The 20056-nt window shown below is 66.0% G+C and carries 16 protein-coding genes and 1 pseudogene; 14 read left to right on the forward strand and 3 right to left on the reverse strand.

Annotated features, from left to right (window positions below; genetic code table 11):
• Positions 1-118: 118 nt before the first annotated feature.
• The 7 genes from ABE473_RS15435 to ABE473_RS15465 all read left to right on the forward strand — a co-directional run bounded on the left by ABE473_RS15435 (position 119) and on the right by ABE473_RS15465 (position 7748).
• Positions 119-1447, forward strand: a complete 1329-nt coding sequence (locus ABE473_RS15435) for a dicarboxylate/amino acid:cation symporter (protein ID WP_346490107.1) — start codon at positions 119-121, stop codon at positions 1445-1447.
• A gap of 648 nt (positions 1448-2095) precedes the next feature.
• Positions 2096-2626 (forward strand): hypothetical protein, encoded by a 531-nt coding sequence (locus tag ABE473_RS15440; protein ID WP_346490108.1) that lies wholly within the window; start codon positions 2096-2098, stop codon positions 2624-2626.
• Positions 2623-3261, forward strand: a complete 639-nt coding sequence (locus ABE473_RS15445) for a hypothetical protein (RefSeq protein ID WP_346490109.1) — start codon at positions 2623-2625, stop codon at positions 3259-3261. The genes ABE473_RS15440 and ABE473_RS15445 overlap by 4 nt, the downstream gene beginning before the upstream one ends.
• Before the next feature lie 56 nt (positions 3262-3317).
• Positions 3318-4766 (forward strand): adhesin, encoded by a 1449-nt coding sequence (locus ABE473_RS15450; protein ID WP_346490110.1) that lies wholly within the window; start codon positions 3318-3320, stop codon positions 4764-4766.
• A gap of 177 nt (positions 4767-4943) precedes the next feature.
• A complete protein-coding gene (locus tag ABE473_RS15455) occupies positions 4944-5609 on the forward strand; it encodes a C39 family peptidase (RefSeq protein WP_346490123.1) in 666 nt (221 codons plus the stop codon).
• A gap of 9 nt (positions 5610-5618) precedes the next feature.
• On the forward strand, positions 5619-6383 hold the full coding sequence (locus ABE473_RS15460) for a hypothetical protein (protein WP_346490111.1): 765 nt from the start codon (positions 5619-5621) through the stop codon (positions 6381-6383).
• 48 nt (positions 6384-6431) lie between these two features.
• The gene (locus ABE473_RS15465) at positions 6432-7748 is read left to right on the forward strand and encodes a hypothetical protein (protein ID WP_346490112.1); all 1317 of its coding nucleotides are present in this window, start codon (positions 6432-6434) and stop codon (positions 7746-7748) included.
• Positions 7749-7779: 31 nt separating this feature from the next.
• Here ABE473_RS15465 and ABE473_RS15470 read toward each other — a convergent pair whose 3' ends face one another.
• The 3 genes from ABE473_RS15470 to ABE473_RS15480 form a co-directional block, all read right to left on the reverse strand.
• Positions 7780-9117, reverse strand: a complete 1338-nt coding sequence (locus ABE473_RS15470) for a sigma-54 dependent transcriptional regulator (RefSeq protein ID WP_346490113.1) — start codon at positions 9115-9117, stop codon at positions 7780-7782.
• Between the two features lie 247 nt (positions 9118-9364).
• A complete protein-coding gene (locus tag ABE473_RS15475; RefSeq protein ID WP_346490124.1) occupies positions 9365-10126 on the reverse strand; it encodes a C40 family peptidase in 762 nt (253 codons plus the stop codon).
• Between the two features lie 146 nt (positions 10127-10272).
• On the reverse strand, positions 10273-10812 hold the full coding sequence (locus ABE473_RS15480; protein ID WP_346490114.1) for a C40 family peptidase: 540 nt from the start codon (positions 10810-10812) through the stop codon (positions 10273-10275).
• A 111-nt stretch (positions 10813-10923) separates the two neighbouring features.
• Here ABE473_RS15480 and ABE473_RS15485 point away from each other — a divergent pair, with 111 nt between their 5' ends.
• The 7 genes and pseudogenes from ABE473_RS15485 to ABE473_RS15515 all read left to right on the forward strand — a co-directional run bounded on the left by ABE473_RS15485 (position 10924) and on the right by ABE473_RS15515 (position 19917).
• Positions 10924-11403, forward strand: a complete 480-nt coding sequence (locus ABE473_RS15485) for a peptidylprolyl isomerase (RefSeq protein ID WP_346490115.1) — start codon at positions 10924-10926, stop codon at positions 11401-11403.
• Positions 11404-11486: 83 nt separating this feature from the next.
• A pseudogene (locus ABE473_RS15490) lies at positions 11487-12893 on the forward strand (DUF418 domain-containing protein).
• Complete coding sequence (gene gorA / locus ABE473_RS15495; RefSeq protein ID WP_179458317.1) at positions 12890-14245, forward strand: glutathione-disulfide reductase; 1356 nt, start codon at positions 12890-12892, stop codon at positions 14243-14245. The pseudogene ABE473_RS15490 and the gene gorA overlap by 4 nt, the downstream one beginning before the upstream one ends.
• A gap of 205 nt (positions 14246-14450) precedes the next feature.
• Complete coding sequence (locus ABE473_RS15500; RefSeq protein WP_346490116.1) at positions 14451-15371, forward strand: DMT family transporter; 921 nt, start codon at positions 14451-14453, stop codon at positions 15369-15371.
• Positions 15368-15730, forward strand: a complete 363-nt coding sequence (locus tag ABE473_RS15505) for an MGMT family protein (protein WP_346478744.1) — start codon at positions 15368-15370, stop codon at positions 15728-15730. Before ABE473_RS15500 ends, ABE473_RS15505 begins: the two co-directional genes overlap by 4 nt.
• Before the next feature lie 89 nt (positions 15731-15819).
• Complete coding sequence (locus ABE473_RS15510) at positions 15820-16494, forward strand: rhomboid family intramembrane serine protease (RefSeq protein WP_346490117.1); 675 nt, start codon at positions 15820-15822, stop codon at positions 16492-16494.
• A gap of 381 nt (positions 16495-16875) precedes the next feature.
• Positions 16876-19917 (forward strand): TonB-dependent receptor, encoded by a 3042-nt coding sequence (locus tag ABE473_RS15515; RefSeq protein WP_346490118.1) that lies wholly within the window; start codon positions 16876-16878, stop codon positions 19915-19917.
• Positions 19918-20056 lie beyond the last annotated feature (139 nt).

The raw sequence follows: 20056 nt of genomic DNA on the forward strand, positions 1-20056 counted from the left end.
TTCATTATGCAGAACGCCGCAAGGCACGCCGATGACACGCTGATTTTCCCTGCGCGCCTCGTTCCGGGGCCCCGCTTGGGCTAAGGTGCCTAGCTGTCAAATTACCTCTGGAACGCGCATGAAGCTGGTCTCTGCCTGGTTGCGGATCCCCTTCTGGCAACGGGTCCTCGGCGGCTTCGTCCTCGGCGCACTGGCCGGCTGGCTGCTCGGGCCGGCCGCTGAAACCTGGTTCGGGCCGCTGGGCGACCTCTACGTCACCCTGATCAAGATGATCGCGGTGCCGCTGGTGTTCTTCGCCGTGATCAACGCCATTTCCTCGCTGCACGGGCAGAAGTCCGTGGCGGCCCTGGGCGGGCGCACCTTCCTGTGGTTCATCATCACCGCCGCGCTGGCGGTCTGCGTGGGCCTGGCCGTCGGCACCGTCATGCAGCCCGGCAGCGGCGCGCTCAGCCTGAGCATGGACCACGGCTACACCCCGCGCGAAGTGCCCAGCGTGATCAAGGTGCTGATGGATGTGGTGCCCTCCAACGTGTTCTACGCGTTGACCGGCATCGGCACCCGTATCAATGCCGCCGGTGAAACCGTACTCGCCGCCGGCCGTGGCTCGATCCTGCCGGTGATCTTCTTCGCCGGCCTGCTCGGCTTTGCCATGGTCAAGCTGGGCGACAAGGTCAGCGAAGCCCGCAAGCTGACCGGGCAGATGAGCGAGATCATGATCCAGGTGACCCGCTTCGTGCTGGAGATCACCCCGCTGGGCACCTTCGGCCTGATCGCCGGCCTGGTCGGCAGCTACGGCTTCGAGAAACTGCTGCCGCTCGGCAACTTCGTCCTCGCCCTGTACATCGCCTGCGCCGTGCACATCGTGGTGGTCTACGGCAGCCTGCTGCTCATGCACGGCCTGAACCCGCTGAAATTCTTCCGCGGCGCCGCACCGGGCATGCAGGTCGCCTTCGTCAGCTCCTCCAGCTTCGCCGCGATGCCTGCGGCGATGCGCTCGATCACCCACAACCTCGGCGTCAACAAGGACTACGCCTCCTTCGCCGTTCCCTTGGGGGCCAGCATCAAGATGGACGGCTGCGGCGCGATCTATCCCGCCCTGTGCGCGGTCTTCATCGCCCAGTACACCGGCGTCCCGCTGACCCCCGAGCAGTACATCGTCGTGCTGATCGCTTCCGTCCTGGGCAGCTTCGGCACCGCCGGCGTCCCCGGCACCGCCGTGGTCATGGCGACCGTCGTGCTCAGCGCCGCCAACCTCCCGCTGGAAACCATCGGCTACCTCTACGCCATCGATCGCATCCTCGACATGATGCGCACGATGACGAACGTCACCGGCCAGATGCTGGTCCCGGTCATCGTCGCCAAGGAAACCGGCCTGCTCGACCGCGCGGTCTACGACAACCCATCGACCAACCTCGGCGTCGATGAAGGCGAAGAACGAACGTCCTGACGCAGGCACCAACGCAGCACCCAAAGACCGGCGAGAGCCGGTCTTTTTTCCGCTTGGGGTCGCCGCGAGCGTTACGCCCCGAAGCGACCGGCAGGCCCCTCGGCAAATGTCCCCCGGCCGCCGCCTGGCGGCGACGGCCTCCTCCTTGATTTTGCCCAGGAGCCTACCGGCCACTTCGGGGCTCGTGCGCGGTGCTGGGCGTACTGCAAACCGATGCTTGCTGAGGGGCGCCAGTGGCTGGACACGATGGGCCTCGCTGCGCTTGTGGGCGAAATCAAGGAGGAGGGGACGGCCGCAGGCCGGCACCGGGGGACATTCGCCGACAAGCGCAGCGAGGCCCAGCGCTCGACACACCGGCCGCCCCACCAGTGAGTAGTGACGCGATGCGCGCGCTGGGCAACCACCCTGAATCCGCACCGTAAACCCCTGTATCACCCGGTGTAACACTCGTGATACAGCCGCACCGCGCCTACCTGTCAGCGTCACGTGATCACCGCACCAACCCATTCATTCGCTCGAACGCCAACGCCGCTGTAACAGCAATGTTGCGTGCGGATAACCCGAACCGCACAGAAACCCCGGAAACACGGGCGTTCCGAACTTGGCACGAATGCTGCTCCATCCCTCCGCATGTCATCGGAGGTCGCCATGGACAGCGTTGCCGCATACCGCACACGACACACCACATTCTGGCTGCTCGCCGCCGCACTCATCCTGCCGGCCGCCGCCCACGCCTCCGGCGCGCGCCAGGGTGTCAAAGCCCAGCCCGGCGAAATCGTCCTCCTGCGTGATGTCTCCGCACGTCCCGCCTACCGCCCCGCACCGCCGGGCATGGCCCTCATCGCCGATCCCTCACCGCGGCGCGAAGTCGGCCAGGCCCTGGGTACCTCCACCGGCATGGACGAACTCAGCGACGACGACTACGCCTCGCTCGGCTCCAATACCGGTGCCGGCATTCCCCGCGGGGCCACCACGATCGAACGCGTCACCGGCCACACCGTCAACAGCACCCTGGGCAAAGCCACCGACAGCGGCATGCTCTCCAGCGGCCAGTTCAGCAACACCATCGGCGGGCCCATGGGCGCGGTCGGCAACGCCACGCGCGGCATCGGCGACCAGGTCCGCGGCGCACTCGCGCAGTTCCCGCTGGGCCAGCCTGCCGGTGGGCCGGGCAAATGAACACCATCCTGCGCACCAGCCTGCTCAGCAGCCTGCTGCTCGCGCCGCTGGCCGCGCACGCCCAGCAGAGCAACGACTACGCCGCGATGCTCTCCTACCTCAACCAGAGCCGCATCGACGGCCGCACCCTGGCCGGCGCCGATGGCGCCATCACCGTCAACATGGCCGCCGGTGATCTCAACCAGCAGGCCAACCTGATGGGCATCGCCAACGGCCGCAACGCCCACATCACCGTGGACGCGCGCCAGCAGCAGTCCAACAACGTCAGCCTCAGCGACACCGCCATGGACGCCAGCGCCACGCTCGGTGGCCAGGCACTCAATGGCGCCCGAGGCGTGGCATCGATCAACCAGGCCAGCGGCAACGGCAACGCGACGCTCAACGTCGTCACCGCCACGCTGGCGCAACAGGGCATACGCGAAACGAACGACGAGGCCTTGGCCGCGTCGGGCGCGCTCGCGTCAGCAGGGGGGCAGGGGGCCGTCAACAGCGGTCGGTCGGCCGGAACTCGCAGGGTGGCGGTCGAAGCCTCCGCGCTGCAGGGATTCGACGGCGTCCTGCAACTCAATCAGATCGCGGGATCCGGCAACGCCACCGCAAACCAACTGAGCATTTCGGTGCAGTCCACCCCGTGAGTAGTCACATCCACCCGATTGTCTGTGATGAGAGAGAGGGCACCATGAACACCAACATGAAACGGACCGTACTGGCCATCGCCGTTGCCGCTGCATCCGCCTCCGCCGGCGCCAATGGCTGGGGCAATGACCGCGACAACCAGAACCAGAGCGCCAACATCAACCACCTGCACAACGTGGCTGAAACGCGCACGAATACCAACACCGAAACCAATACCAACACGGATACCGATTCGCGTACCTGGAACCGGACCTGGAACAACACCCGCAACAACAACAGCACCACCAACACCACCATCAACGACAACGTGACGAGCAACACCAACGTCACCAGCAACCGCGACGTGACCAGTAATCGCAACGTCACCGAGAACGTCAACAAGACCAGCAACATCCAGGCCGACGAACGCCAGGAAAAGAACAACCACGGCGTTGACGTCAACATCGAAAAGGACCTGCGCCTGAGCTCGGACATCCGCTTCTCGGGTGATCCGGAAATCACCGGCTCGATCGATATCGACTCGGCCGCCATCGCGATCATCGACAACCGCCAGTCGATCACCAACAACCTGGCGGGCAATACCCTCGTGACCAACAGCGCCTCGATCGCCGACGACGTCGGTGCCGATGCCTCCGGCAACCTGGGCTTCAACGTCGCGGCCGGTGACAACAACGCGCAGGACAACGCCGCCTCGCTGTCCGCGGCCGACGCGTCCTTCAGCTTCGGCATGGCCGATGCGGAAGTCTTCGTCAACCAGTTCGGCGGTGGCAACACCACCCTCAACTCCGGCGTGACCAACGCCGCAGGCCTGGGTGGCAATGCCTTCAGCGGCGCGTCCGGCAACATCGGCGCCAACGTCGCCTCCGGCAACAACAACGAGCAGAAGAATGCGCTCGCTGCGTCGGTGGCCACCAGCGCCTATGCGACCTCGAGCATCAGCTCCAACCAGGTGTCCTCCGGCAACACCGTCAGCAACGCCGGCTACCTGCAGTCGATGACCGACACCGTGGACGTGAACCTCAGTGGTCGCGTTGCCGGTGCGACGTTGGCCGTGGGTGCAGGCCGTTACAGCGGCTCGGGTAGTGCCTACCAGAAAGACAACTACTACCTGGATACCTGGAGCGGCGCGCTGGACCATCCGAGCGGCAGCGAAACCGGTCATATCGACATGGATAGCGATATCCAGAATGCCACCGCCAACCCGAATCGTCCGGGCGTGGGCGGCATTGCGTTCGACACCGATGAGCGCGGCACCAGCCAGTTCGTGGAACTGGGGGTGGCCGACCTCTACGCGAGCCTGAGCGGCACCGTGTCCACCACCCGCTGGGTGAACGTGGATGCGACCAACACCGCGGCGTTGTCCGGCAGTGCGTTCTCCGGCGCCTCCGGCAACATCGGGGTGAACGTGGCCTCCGGTACCGGCAACCTGCAGGCCAACAGTCTGGCCCTGGCAGTTGCGCAGCCCTCCACCGGCGGCGGCGGTGGCGGCGGTCCGGAACAGTAAGTCTGTCCGTTTTCGCAAGCAGTACGCGTTGAGCGCAACAAACCCGGTCATCCGCCAATGACCGGGCTCCCCGGGAGCCCCTGTCCCTTCTCCCCCTTGGGGCAGGGGCTCCTTCCTGAGCCGGAGTACACGATGTCCACCCGAATGCGCACCTGGATACTGGCCTGGGCACTGTCGATGTTGATGATGCCGATGGGTCTCGTGCGTGCCGGCGATGTCGGCTTCAGTGGCGTGCTGCCCAACGGGGCGGTGCTCACCCAGCGCGTGGAAAGCATGCAGGAACGGCGCTTCCGCAACGTGGTGAGGCAACACACCGATTACAGCTGCGGCGCGGCTGCCCTGGCCACGATCCTGCGCTACGCCTACCACCTGGAGGCGGATGAGGGCACGGTGATCGAAGGGATGATGGGGGTTTCGGATCCACAACTGGTCCACCAGCGCGGTTTCTCGCTGCTGGACATCAAGCGTTACGTCGAATCGATGGGCATGCGCGGCCGCGGCTACCGCGTCAACGAAGAGCGCCTGCGCTCACTGCGCGTGCCCGGGCTGGTGCTGATGGATGTGCGGGGCTTCCGCCATTTCGTGGTCCTCAAACAGGTCCGTGGCGATGTGGTGGATGTAGCCGACCCGATCCTGGGCAATCGCAGCATTCCCGTCAGCGAATTTCTCCAGGCGTGGCCGTCGCGCGCCGTGTTTGTCGTGATCGGTAGTGACTTCGATCGCAACACGGTACTGCTGCAGCCCGGTGAACGGCCGAGTGCCCGTTCGCTGTACGCCAGGCAGGGACCGATCACCGATGCCGAACTGGTCGACTTCGGATTCACCCATGCCGATCTGTTTTAAGGAGGCACCATGAACATCGCAACCTGGACGCCCGGCATCGTATTGCTCGCCCTGCTGGGCATCGCGCCGGCGCACGCCGACGACAGCCGGCCCGGCAAGGGATTGAGCGAGATCCCCGATCCGGAATTGAACCTCATGCGTGGCCGCTACACCGTCGGTGGCAACACCGTGGCGTGGTTCGGCGTCACCATGGTCTCGCAGTGGCAGACCGCCGGCGGGCAGTCGGCGCAGAGCGCGCTGAAGCTGGGCATGGACTTCAGCCACGGCGGCAGCACACCGAAGATCAGCTTCGCACCAAGCGTGAGCGTGACCGCGGCCGATGCGCCGCTGCCGGTGACACCCGGGCGCAGCGTGGAGTCCAGCGGCCTGCAGAACGTGGCCGGCCTGAGCCAGAGCATCCAGGTCGCCGGTGACGGCAACCTGGCCAGCAACGCCACCCAGTTGACCGTACGCGAAGGCACCGCACCCACGCCCACCGGCGAAGGCGCGCACCTGGCCAGCGTGCAGCAGGGCGGTGTCAGTGCGTTGGCACAACTGGAAGGCAACACGGCCAGGGTGCAGCTGCAGATCGAGGGTGTTGGTGCGGTCCAGCAGTGGATCCGCAACGGCAGCGTCGGCCAGAGCATCGCACTGGGCAGTGATGGACAGTCGGTCACCAACCGGCTGCAGATCGACCTCGTGCGGCAGTCGCTGGCCAATAACGTTCCGCTCAACCAGAACGTGGCGCAGGCGATGACGCTGGTACGCGGGGTAGGCATGGGGCCGGGCCAGTGATCCAGCGGCACGGCAGGGGGAGCGTCAACACAACAGTGGGCCAAGGCAATGCACACGATGATCCGCGCAACACCGCTGGCGCTGGCGGCGCTGGCACTCATGGCGGCTGCGTCCGCCCACGCACAGGCGCAGCAACCTGCGCCGAATGACGCGGCCGACGTCAAGGCGCTGATGGCGCAGCTGGAAAGCCTCAAGGCCAACTACGCGCAGGAAGTACGACGCCTGCGCGAACTGGACATGCAGGTGCAGGCCATGCAGGCACGACTGACCGGCAAGACCGCGCCGGTCGCGGGTGCCGCACCTCCACCCCAACAGGCACTGCCGGCCGGCACGCCCGCGGCACCGGCCAGCGCCGACGGCTATGCCAGCTCGGCGGCCGAAGCGCAGCAGGCCAAGCAGGAATCGCGGCGCAGCGTGGATGACGTCAAGCAGCAGCAGGCCGCGCTCTTCAGCCGCCGCTTCACGCTGGAAAACAGCCTCTCCTACGCCCGCTATGACCGCAAGCAGCTCAGCCTCAACGGCTTCCTGGCGCTGGATGCGATCTTCCTGGGCAACATCGCCATCGAGAATGTCGAGTCGGACACGCTGACCTACAACCTGGCCGCGCGCTGGGGCGTCAGCCCACGCCTGACCTTGAACCTGGACGTTCCGTATCTCGCCCGCAAGACCGTGTTCCAGAAGGGCGGCGCCGGCGGTTCGGCCGCGGCGATCGCGCAGGAAGAAACCACCGGCAACGGCATCGGCGATGTGGGCGTGAGCGCCAACTACCGGCTGTTCGCCGAACGTGGGCGGTGGCCGGAAACCGTCCTGACCGTGGGCGCGACCGCGCCGACCGGGCGCGCGCCGTATGGGCTGGACTGGAAGGTGCTCGAGCGCGACGACGATGATTTCATCCGTTTCGCCGTGCCCGAGCAGCAACCCACCGGCAACGGGGTGTGGCAGGCCAACGTCGGCCTGTCGGCGGTGAAGACCGCCGATCCGGCGATCCTGTTCGCCAACATCGGCTACATCCATTCCTTCCCGCGCAGCTTCGACGACATCGACGCCAATCCGGACACCACCAACCCGGGCGACGTGAAGCTCGGCGGCTCGTACTACTTCGGTGCCGGCGTGGCCTTCGCGTTCAACGAGCGCACCAGCCTGAGCATCTCCTTCAGTGACAAGCTGAGCGCGCGCGCCTCCACGCGCTACAAGAACGGCCAGTGGCTCAAGGTGATCGGCAGCGATGCCAACGCGGGCACGCTCAACCTGGGCATCACCTATGCCCTCAACCAGAAGACCACCCTGGTGAGCCTGCTCGGCATCGGCCTGACCCCCGACGCACCGGACTTCACCCTGGCCTTCAAGGTGCCGTACAGCTTGTGAGCGGGTGCGCTCACACGCTTTACGGTCGGCGTCAGCGCAGGCCGGGCAGCGCGAGCTGGTGCTTGCGGCACAGCCGGTAGACCGTCACCCGCGAGACCTGCATGTGGCGCGCGCAGGCGGTGATGTTGAAATCGTTCTGGCGCAGCGCATGCAGCAGGGTCTCGCGTTCGGCGACCTGCTTTGCCCCCTGCAGGCCACGTTCGGCGATGGGCAGCAGCGGTTGGCTCAGCTCCAGGTCCGCCGCGCTGATCAGCTCGGTATCGCTGACGATCGCCGCACGCTGCACCCGGTTGAGCAGCTCGCGCACATTGCCCGGCCAGGCGAAGCATTCCAGCGCCTGGATCGCCTCGGCGGTGAAGCCGCGCGCACGGGTCACGTGCCGGTGCCGGAAGCTGGCGAGGAAGTGATGGGCCAGCAGCGCGATGTCGCTGCCGCGCTCGCGCAGCGGCGGCAGGGGCAGGCGCAGCACATTGAGCCGGTAGAACAGGTCGCGACGGAAGTGGCCCTGTTCGACCGCCTTCTCGAGATCCACGTGGGTGGCGGCGAGCACGCGCACGTCCACCTCCAGCGGCCGATTGCTGCCGACACGCTCGACCGTCCCCTCCTGCAGCACGCGCAGCAGGTTGGTCTGCGCATCCAGCGGCAGGTCGCCGATCTCGTCGAGGAACACGGTGCCGCCACTGGCCGATTCGAACAGCCCCAGGCGTCGCGTCGCCGCCCCGGTGAAGGCGCCGCGCTCGTGGCCGAACAGCTCGGACTGGACCAGCGCGGCCGGAATGGCGCCGCAGTTCACCGCCAGGAACGGGCGCGCGTGGCGTGCCGACAGCGCATGCAGGGCCTGGGCGGCGAGTTCCTTGCCGGTGCCGGTTTCGCCGGTGATCAGCACCGGCAGATCCACCGGCGCGTACTTACGGATCGCCGCGCGGGTCACCTGCAGCACGGCGCTGTCGCCGATCAGGGACTGCGGGCCATGCGTGGCGGGCAGCGGCTCGGTGCCGGCCAGTTGCTGCAGCCGCTGCACGACCCGCGGCAGGTCGATCGGCGCGGTGTAGGTATCCACGCAGGCAGCGAGCAGCGCATCCAGTACCGGCGAGGCGCGCAGCGGCGCGGCCGGCAACAGGGCCAGCAGGCTCATGTGGCGGTGGTCGACCAGCAATTGCTGGAGATGGGCCAGGTTGGCCGGGACCGCGGTGCGCAGGTCCAGCAGGCCCACGACCTGGTCACTGCCGCGCATGCCGATGCCGGCGCACTGTTCGGGGGCCACGCCGCGGACCTGCCAACCGGCCGCAGCGAGGGTCGCCCGTTCAAGCGCGAGGGGGTGCCCAAACCAGATCACACACCGGGCAGGAAAATCGGGGACAGCCGCCATGCGTCACCTTGTCGACGAGGATCGCGGGCGGTGTCTGCTGCCTGATCGGTTGCCACGCACGTGCCGCCCCACGTCCGGGTCCGTCCCCCGCCACGGTGCGCAAGCGCCGGGCGCGTCGCCGGCCGGAAAAACGGCGGTGACAGAGAAGGGAACGCGGGTTGGGCCGGTCAGCGGCCAGTGCCGGTCGCCCAACGAAAAAGGCCGCTGCAGGGCAGCGGCCTTCGATCGGGCGGTTCAGCAGGGCGCGTCAGAGGTCGACGCGGCGGGCCTGCATGAACTTGCCGCCCCAATAGCCGCTGACCAGGCTGTCGACGCGGACGTCCTTGCCGGTGCTCGGGGCATGCAGGAAGCGGCCTTCGCCGACATAGATGCCGACATGGTCGACCCGGCCCTTGCGGCCGAAGAACACCAGGTCGCCAGCCGCCAGCGCGTTGCGATCGTTGATCAGCTCGGCGGCGCCGTCGTGGGCCATCTCGCGGGAAACGCGCGGCAGCTCGACGCCCAGCGCGGTGCGGAACACATAGCCGACCAGGCCACTGCAGTCGAAACCGCTGTCCGGCGAGGTGCCGCCCCAGCGGTACGGCGTGCCGAGCAGGGTCATCGCGCGGCGCAGCAGGGACTGGACCTTGCCGTTGTCGGCAGCGCCGCCGACCACGGCATTGGCGCCGGTGCTGGCGTCGTAATTGGCGAGCAGGCGGCTCAGATCGCCGGCGAACATCGCCGAGCGGTCCATGAGCGGGATGGTGTCGTTGGCCGCCAGGTGCGGAAGCAGGGCGGCGAGGGTGGCGCTGGCAGCGGCATCGGCCTTGCTGCGGGCCGGCGCATCAGCCTTGGGCTTGGCCGGCGCGGAAGAATCGGGGGTAACAGAGACGGGGGATGCAGCAACCTCGGGAGCGGTCGTCGGTGCGGACTGCGCCCAGGCCGGAAGGCTGGCCAGACAGAGTGCTGCAGCGAGGAAAGCAGGTCGGGCGCGTCGCCGGATTGCGGCGGTCTGGCCTTTGCACGTCAGGTCGTCTGTCGTCACGCGGCGGTCACTGAATAAAAACGATGGGTGATGATGCCGTGTAAGCGCAGTGATTAGGTACAAATTCCGTTAATTTTTCGTTTACAACTACGTGACTTCTGTCACAAATTTGGACCTTACCCCTGTTCAGCTTAGTTAAGGACGCGTTTCGCTCCCGTGTAGTGGTCTTTCCAATAGGGTCCGCCGAGCGAGTCCAGCCGCACCGTGCCGCCGGTGCTGGGGGCGTGCACGAAGCGGCCCTCCCCGACATAGATGCCGACATGGAAGACGTTGCCCTTGTTGCCGAAAAACACCAGATCGCCGGGCGCCAGTCGCTTGGGATCGATCTTCGGCCCCTGCACGGCGGCCAGGTCGCGCGAGGTGCGCGGCAGGCGCAGGTCGAGCATCTCGCGGTACACGTACGCGACCAGGCCGCTGCAGTCGAAACCGGATTCGGGGGTGTTGCCGCCGTAGCGGTAGGGCGTGCCGACCAGGCCGATCGCGCGCATCAGCACTGAGTTGGCGGCCTGCGGATCGTTCGGGGCCACGCTGGGCCAGACCTGGGTCGAGGCGGGCGGCGGGGCCGGGCGGGTGGTCTTGCCGCCGCCACAGGCGCTCAGCAGGGCGATGATCGCCAGCAGGGCCAGCTGGCCGGGCAGGCGGGTCAGGCGCGAAACTGGCGTCATGTGCATGTTGTCCGGATAATGCGCGACCTTAGAAGGCCGTCATGATGGCGGCGTATCCGGCAGGCCACAACCCGCCTCACCCGTCTGCCCTCGGCAGTCTCCAGACCAGAGTTGCGCATGAAGATCGAAAAAGACCGCGTCGTCCGTTTCCATTACACCGTCGCCGAGCAGGGCCAGGAGCCGATCGAGAGCTCCAAGGACCGTGATCCGCTGGCGATCCTGATCGGCCACGGCAACATCATCCCGGGCCTGGAAAACGCCATGATGGACAAGGAAGCCGGCGCCACCTTCGAAGTGGACGTCAAGGCGACCGACGCCTACGGCGAGCGCCGCGAAGGCCTGACCCAGCGCGTGCCCAAGAAGCACTTCGGCACCAGCAAGCTGGTCCCGGGCCAGCAGGTCGTGCTGCAGACCAACTTCGGCCCGCGTGCGGTCACCGTCGAGAAGGTTGGCATGAGCGTGGTCGACGTCGACCTCAACCATCCGATGGCCGGCAAGGACCTGCACTTCAACGTCGAGATCGTTGACGTCCGCGAAGCCAGCAAGGAAGAAACCGAGCACGGCCACGTGCACGGCGACGGCGGCCACCAGCACTGAGTGCTGAGACCCTTCGTTGATCCAACGGCCCGCTTCGGCGGGCCGTTTTCGTTTGTGCGGCAGGCCCGCGCGCGCACGGCATAATGGCGGACCTGGTCAGCGGATTGCCTGTGAACGCAGCTTCTTCACCTTTGCAGCCGGTGGGCGCCCACGAGCGCATCGCCGTCATCGACATCCTGCGCGGGTTCGCGCTGCTGGGTATCCTGCTGATGAACATGGAGGCGTTCAGCAGTCCGCTGGATCTGTCGTTCACCGGCATCGACCCGCATTGGCAGGGCGCCGACTACTGGGCCGACGCGGCCATCTACGTGCTTGTCCAAGGCAAGTTCTTCACCCTGTTCTCGCTGCTGTTCGGCGCGGGCTTCTCGGTGATGGCGCAGCGCGCCGACCTCGCCGGCCGCGCGTTCGCGCCGTTCTATCTGCGCCGCAGTGCGACGCTGCTGCTGATCGGCCTGTGCCACGCGCTGCTGGTGTGGTCCGGCGACATCCTGGTCATCTATGCGCTGATCTCACTGCTGTTGCTGGCCTGCCGCGAGGCGCCGCGCAGCTGGCTGCCGGCAATGGGCGCGATCAGCTATCTGGGTGCGGCCGCCCTGGTGATGGTGCTGGGCGCCTTGATGAGTTGGATGGCCAGCATGGAGCATACCCAGGCGCCGCTGCGCGAGGCCATCGCACACGCCGAACACACGATCGAACTGCAGCGTCAGGCCTATGCGCATGGCAGCTGGGCGCAGGCCGTGGGTCAGCGCCTGCATGATCTGGGCGCGATGTTGTCCGGGATCTTCGTCATCGGCCCGGAAGTGCTGGGCATGTTCCTGATCGGCAGCTGGTTCGCGCGTAGCGGCGCGCTGGCCGAGCCGGAGCGTTTCGCGCGGCTGTATGCACGGCTGCGCTGGGTTGCGCTGCCGACCGGCCTGGTCCTGATGCTGGGCAGTGCGATCTGGCACCCCTACCAGGCGCCCGGCACACTCGATCTGGCCGGCGGCGTCGCGTATGCGATCAGTGCGCTGGCCGGATTGCTGATGTGCCTGGGGTATCTGGCCTGGATCGTGCACTGGCGCGCGCGCCTGCAGGTGCTGGCGCCGATGGGGCGGATGGCGCTGACCCATTACATCGGCCAGTCGCTGGTCTGCACCTGGGTGTTCTACGGCTACGGACTGGGCGCGTTCGAGACGATGCCGCGGCTGTGGCAGATCCCGTTCGCGTTGGCACTGTTCGCGGTGCAGGTCGCCATCAGCCATGCGTGGCTGCGGTATTTCCGCTTCGGCCCGTTGGAGTGGATCTGGCGCGCGATGACCTATCTGCAGTGGCCGCCGCTGCGTCGGGCCTGACCCGGCGGCGGCACGCCTCCTCACGTCTGGATCGCGGCCGGTCGTGGCATGCTGGAGATGCGCATGAGCGTCGGCACCGGCCCGTTGATGGCAGACCTGATCAACGACCGCACGCCGGCGTTCGATCCTGCCCCTTACCGAGTTGAGCGATGCCAATGACGACGCAATACGACTATGACCTGATCGTGCTGGGCGGTGGTTCCGGCGGCCTGGCCGCGGCCTTCCGCGCGGCGCAGCACGGCCAGCGGGTGGCGATGCTGGAGCCGGGTGAACTCGGCGGCACCTGCGTCAACGTCGGCTGCGTGCCGAAGAAGGCGATGTGGCTGGCCGCCGATCTGTCCGGGCGGATCGGCCTGGCCGCGGCGATGGGCTTCGATGTCCCGGTGCGCCCGTCGCTGGACTGGAAGGAACTGGTGGTGCATCGCCAGGCCTACATCGCCAACATCCATGCCAGCTATCTCAAGCGCCTGGATGAGAACAAGGTGGTACGCGTGCCGCGCCGCGGTCGGCTGGTCGATGCGCACACGGTGGAATGCAGCGATGGCGTGCGCATCAGTGCCGCGCACCTGCTGATCGCGACCGGCGCACATCCGCAGCGCCCCGATATTCCCGGTGCCGGACTGGGGCTGGTCTCCGATGATTTCTTCAACCTGTGCAGCGCGCCGGCGCGGGTCGCGATCGTCGGCGGCGGCTACATCGCGGTGGAACTGGCCGGGCTGCTGCAGGCGCTGGGCAGCCGCGTGACCCTGCTGGTACGGGGTGAGCGCCTGCTGGAGCGTTTCGATGCGGAACTCACCGCGCAGCTTGCCGAAAACCTGCGCCATCAGGGCGTGCAGGTCCACTTCGGCTATCGCCTGCGCGAGCTGCAGCGTGACGGCGACGCCGTGGTCGCGCTCGGCCATGATGGGCCCGCCGATGGTCACTTCGATGCGCTGTTCTTCGCCACCGGCCGACGCGGCAACAGTGCCGATCTGGGGCTGGAAGCGGTGGGCGTGGTGGTGGGTGACAAGGGCGAGGTGGAGGTCGACGAGTGGCAGACCACCGCAGTGCCGAGCATTCATGCCGTGGGCGATATCGCCGGGAAGGTGGGCCTGACGCCGGTGGCGATCGCCGCCGCGCGCAAGCTGATGGACCGCCTGTTCGGCGGCCAGCCGCAGGCGAAGATGGACTATGAGAACGTGGCCAGCGTGGTGTTCTCGCACCCGGCGCTGGGCGCGGTGGGGCTGAGCGAAGAAGAGGCCTGCGCGAGGTACGGCGACGTCCGCGTGTACCGCAGCAACTTCCGCCCGATGCTGCAGGCGCTGGCCGATGGCACCCAGCGCAGCCTGTTCAAACTGGTCTGCGTCGGCGAAGAAGAGCGGGTGGTCGGTGTGCACCTGCTCGGCGAGGCGGCGGATGAAATCCTGCAGGGGTTCGCGCTGGCGGTGAAGATGGGCGTGACCAAGGCCCAGTTCGATGACACCGTGGCGATCCATCCGACCTCCGCCGAAGAAGTCGTACTGATGCGGTAGCAACGCGCATTCGCGCATCGCTCCCAAGGTTTGCGATGCAAACCTTGGGCCCCGCCTCACCATCACCCACATCCCCGCGCCTGTCGGCGCGCCCCCTTGACTCAAGGGGGCTGCTCCACCCGCCTGGTATCCGTGGGTGTCGAGCATGCGACAATTCCAGTTCCCCCGCTGCCCAGCCGCCTCCGTGCGGCTGTCCGCCGTCCTGATGTCTTCACCCGTTTCCCCGCTGCCCACGTCCTCCAGCCGCATCGCCGCCGGCGGCATCGCCTTGGCCGCGATCGGCGCCATTGCCGCCTCGGGCAAGGCGGTCATCGTCAAGCTGGCGTATCGGCATGGCGTGGATGCCACCACGCTGCTGGCGCTGCGCATGTTGATGGCCTTTCCGCTGTTCGCCCTGTTGGCCGTCTGGTCCGCGCGGCGCGCGCCGGCGCTGTCATGGGGCGATCGCGGGCGGGTGGTGTGGCTGGGTTTCACCGGCTATTACCTGTCCAGCCTGTTGGACTTCCAGGGCCTGCAGTACATCAGCGTCACCCTGGAACGGCTGATCCTGTACTTGAACCCGACGCTGGTCCTGCTGATCAGCCTGGTGCTGCTGAAAAAACGCCCCGGGCGCTGGCAGGTCGCCGCACTGGTGCTCAGCTATCTCGGCGTACTGCTGGCCTTCGGCCATGACCTGCAGCTGGAAGGCGGGCGCATCGTGCTGGGCAGCGCGCTGGTGTTCGCCAGTGCGCTGAGCTATGCGCTGTATCTGTTCGGCAGTGGCCAGGTGGTGGCGCGGATCGGTGCGATCCGGCTGACCGCCTATGCCAGCTGCGTGGCCTGCGTGCTGTGCGTGTTGCACTTCGCGGTGCTGCATCCGATGTCGGCGCTGGGTCAGGCACCGGTGCCGGTGTACTGGCTCTCCCTGATCAATGCGACGGTGTGCACGGTCCTGCCGGTGATGGCGATCATGCTCGCGGTGAAGCGGATCGGCTCGTCGCTGGCCGCGCAGGTGGGTATGCTCGGTCCAGTCTCCACCATCGTGATGAGTCTATGGCTGCTCGACGAACCCATGGGGCCGTGGCAGATCCTCGGCACGGCGCTGGTCCTGCTCGGCGTGCTGCTGGTCAGCCGGGTCCGCGCTTGAACGCGGCCGCGATCGGCGATGACCCGGCGGCACAGGCGCGTGCGCGCATCCTGGCGGTGATCCGCGCGATCCCGCGCGGGCAGGTGATGGGCTATGGCCAGGTCGCCGCCAAGGCGGGGCTGCCGGGCAGGGCGCGGCTGACCGCGCGCGTGCTTGGCATGAATGACGACCCGGAACTGCCATGGCACCGCGTGCTGCGCTCGGACGGGCGCATCGCGATGCCGGAAGGCTCGGCCGGCTGGAAGGAACAGAGCCAGCGGCTGCGCGCCGAGGGCGTGGCGATCGAACGGGGGCGGGTCAAGGGCATGCCGGTGGCCGGCGCGGACGATCTGGATGCCGCCCTGTGGGGACCGGGCTGACACTGCCTGGGCGTTGAACAGGCGCGCTGGCGCGCAGCGTGCGGTCGGGTGCTGCGGCTATGATGGGCGCAGTTCCAAAGGATGCCCCCATGTTTCCGCGACTGCCTACCGTCACCAAAGCGTTGTTGATCGCCAACGTCCTGCTGTTCCTGCTGCAGCAGCCGTTCCTGCTCGGCAATGCCACGTTCGAGCCCTTCATGCTGCAACCCCTGGGCGGCGGTTTCGATCCGTTCTCGCCCGGTGGCAACTTCCAGCCCTGGCAGCTGCTCACCTATGGCTTCCTGCATGGCAGCTTCGGCCATCTGTTCTTCAACATGCTCGCGCTCTTCATGTTCGGCGCGCCGCTGGAACAGACCTGGGGCGAAAAGCGCTTCCTGACCTATTACCTGGTGTGCGTGGCCGGTGCTGGCCTGTGCCAGCTGCTGGTCGGGATGATGCTGGCCGACCCGGCCACGGTCCTGGGCGCTTCCGGTGGCGTGTTCGGCCTGTTGCTGGCCTACGGCATGCTGTTCCCGAACCAGCGGGTGATGCTGCTGTTCCCGCCGATCCCGATGAAGGCACGTACCTTCGTGATCGTCTTCGGCGCGATGGAGCTGATGCTGGGCGCCACTGGCTGGCAGCCGGGCGTGGCCCACTTCGCCCACCTGGGCGGCATGCTGTTCGGCTGGCTGTTGATCCGCTACTGGCGCGGCCAACCGCCGTTCAACAACCGGCGTCCGCCGGGCCCGCCGAAGCGACCCAACCACCTGCGCAGCGTCGAGTGACGCCGTGATCTCAAACAATGCGCCTTGCGCCGTCAATGGCGCGAGGCTGCGTTGTCGTGGTTGCCGTCCTGCTTATTCATTGCATCGCCGCTGGAAGGCGCGCATTCGCAATCAAAAGCAGCAAAGTGTGATGTGTATCACAAAATCTGATAAACAAGTGAGACGTATTATCTCAAGATGCCTCGGATAATGGTGTTGAATCGCCGGTTTACATTAAGTTTATGTAAATAATTCCTTTTATTTTAATGACTTGTGCTCTCGTTCAGTCTGGATTGCATCCCGCGAGATAGTGAAATTAAGATCGGATTCAGTTGCGGAAAGGGTCATCCAGCCGCAACGCTGTTGACATCTATGTATGCAACCCCGACTCAAGGACACTCCATGACACGTAGCATCCCGGCCAACCGGCTGAAGCGCACGGCACTGGCCGTCATCTTGACCTCCTTCATCGGCGCTGCCGCAGCGCAGAGCACCACCGGTTCCGTCTACGGCAATGTGCCGTCCGCCGCCGGCGCCACCGTTGTCGTACAGAGCGATACCGGCCTGCGCCGCTCCGCCACCGTCGATGCCAACGGCCGCTACACCTTGGGTTCGCTGCCGGTGGGGCGCTACACCGTCACCCTGCAGCGCGACGGGCAGGTCGTCGAGAAGCGCGACAACGTGCAGCTGATCGTCGGCGCCGGTACCGAAGTGTCCTTCGGGCAGCGCGGTAGCAGCGCCGGCGGAGACGCGACCAACCTCGGCACTGTCAACGTGACGGCGACCAACGTGCCCAAGATCGACGTGAGCAACACGATTTCGCGCTCGGTCATCACCTCCGAGCAGCTGGATGTACTGCCGCTGGGACGAAGTGCGGAGGCCATCGCGCTGCTGGCACCGGGCGTGGTCGGGGGCAGCGGCGCCTTCGCCAACGGCTCGCGATCGGTACTTTCCTTCGGCGGCTCCAGCGTCAGCGAGAACGCGTATTACATCAATGGTTTCAATGCGACCAACCCGCTGAACAACCTCGGTGGTGTCAGTCTCCCTTATGGCTCGATCGATCAGCAGGAAACCTTCACCGGTGGCTATGGCGCAAGCTACGGCCGCTCCACGGGCGGTGTGATCAACCAGCTGGGCAAACGCGGCACCAACGAGTGGCATTTCGGATTCCAGACCACCTGGCAGCCGGATTCGCTAGCCGAATCGCCCCGCGACATTCTGTATCCGGATCGCCCGCTGCAGGAAGGGTATGAGTTCCAGGATCCCTCGCTGCCCGGGACTCTGTACCGCTCGCGCCGTGGCGACAAGGCGACCCGTACCACCTACAGCGGCTATGTCAGTGGTCCGCTCATCGAAGACCGGCTGTTCATCCATCTGGCGGCCGAGCAGGACAAGTCCGACGGTGTGTCCACAGCATCCATCGAGTCGGCGCAGCAGTCGCGCAGCCACTACACCATCGATACGCCGAAGTTCTACGGCAAGATCGACTGGAACATCAATGACAGCAATACGCTGGAATACACGCGCATCCAGAATACCGACCGTTACGACGCCTATTACCGGGACTACGATTACGAGACCCGCAGTGAGGGTGAGCGCACGGGTACGTTTGCCAACACGACGAAGGTGAAGGACACCTACGATGTCTTCAAGTTCACCAGCTACCTCACTGACGACCTGACCCTCAGCGCACTATGGGGGCGAAGCAAGCAGGACAACCTGGACTCCAACCCATTGAGCTCGGGCAATCCGTTCATCAGTGGCGCCAACAGTCAGGATCCCTCGATCACCGGCGGCACCCCGATCCGCAACGATCAGCCGGCGATCAATGACAAGGCCTACAACGCGGGCAGTACGTCGCGTGGCCTGCGCGTAGACCTGCAGTACCGGATCGGCGATCACGAGATCACCGGTGGTATCGACAACATGACCTTCCAGGGCAACAACGAAGGCGAGGCGATGACAGGCCCCGGTTACGCCTGGATCTACTCGCGCATCGCCCCGGGTTCGTCGCCGTCACCTGGCTTCGATATCACTCCGCCCGGTGGCGAGGGGTACTTCGTGCAGAAGTACATCTACTCCACCACGACCAGCATGTCGCTGAAGCAGAAGGCGTACTACCTTGAAGACCGCTGGCAGGTGACGCCGAACTGGCTGCTGACCCTTGGCGTGCGCAACGACAAGTTCACCAACTACAACAGCGCGGCCGTGGCGTATGTCGAAAGCGGCGACCAGTGGGCGCCACGTCTGGGTGCAGCGTGGGACGTTTTTGGTGATTCCTCGCTGAAGGTATTTGCCAACCTGGGGCGCTATTACCTGGCACTTCCCAACAGTGTGGCCGTCCGCGGCGCCTCGGCGTCGACCTATACCCGCGAGTACTTCACGTACACGGGAATCGACTCCAATGGCAATCCAACCGGGCTGGGCGCACTGGGGCCGGGCCCGGTCTCGGCCAACAACGAGTATGGCCAGACCCCGGATCCGCGCAGCGTGGCGCCGAGCGATCTGAAATCGCAGTACCAGGATGAGTTGATCCTCGGTTTCGAGAAGACCCTCGGCGAGTCGTGGAACAGTGGCGCGAAGGTCACCTACCGTCGCCTTCAGACCGCGATCGACGATACCTGCGATTCGGACCGCATCTACGAGAAGCTGGATGCCATGGGGGTTGATTCCAGCAATCTGGAAGTGCCGGGCTGCGTGATCTTCAACCCGGGCAAGACCAATACCTTCCTGGTCAAGCAAACCGACGGCTCCGGCTATGTGCCAGTGAGCATGAGTGCGGCGGATTGGGGGCTGGGCAGCAACAAGGCCAAGCGGGATTACGTGGCGGTCGATCTGTTCGTTGAACATCCGATGAGCAACAACTGGTATGGCCGTCTCGACTACACCTGGTCACGCAGTTTTGGCAACACCGAAGGGCCGGTTAAGTCGGATATCGGGCAGGACGACGTCGCCAAGACCCAGGATTGGGACTCCTCGTACCTGATGGAATACGCTGGCGGCTATCTGGCCAACGACCGTCGTCACCAGCTGAAGGGCTACGGTGCCTACCAGTTCACGCCGGAGTGGACGGCTTCGGCCACGCTGCGCGTGATGTCAGGCGCACCTAAGAGCTGCCTGGGTTACTACGGCGCGGACCAGAGTGACCCCATCGCCTACGGCTCGTCGTACCACTACTGCAATGGCAGTCCCTCGCGTCCGGGCGACGCCGGCCGCCAGCCCTGGACGACGCGGGTGGACCTGGGCGTGATGTATCGCCCGGCATTTGCCGAGCAACGTCTTGGTTTCGCGCTGGATGTGTTCAACGTGCTGAACCAGCGTCGCCAGCTGCAATCAGATGTGACGTATCAGGAAGGCCCCGACACGGTATCCAACCTCTACGGCATCGGAACCTACTTCACCGCGCCGCGTTCGGTTCGGCTGACGGCGTCCTACGACTTCTAACGTACCGCGTCACTCTCCAGGGCTATTCTTCGACCCCGGCACTTGCCGGGGTCTTTTTTGCCTGATCACGTCGTTGCTGCACAAAAAAAGGCGCCCCGGAGAGCGCCTTTCTGATAAATCGCTGCAGCTCAGTGCAGGT

Origin of the sequence: Stenotrophomonas sp. TWI700 (genome assembly GCF_039673645.1) — a bacterium.
Lineage (GTDB): Bacteria > Pseudomonadota > Gammaproteobacteria > Xanthomonadales > Xanthomonadaceae > Stenotrophomonas > Stenotrophomonas maltophilia_AA.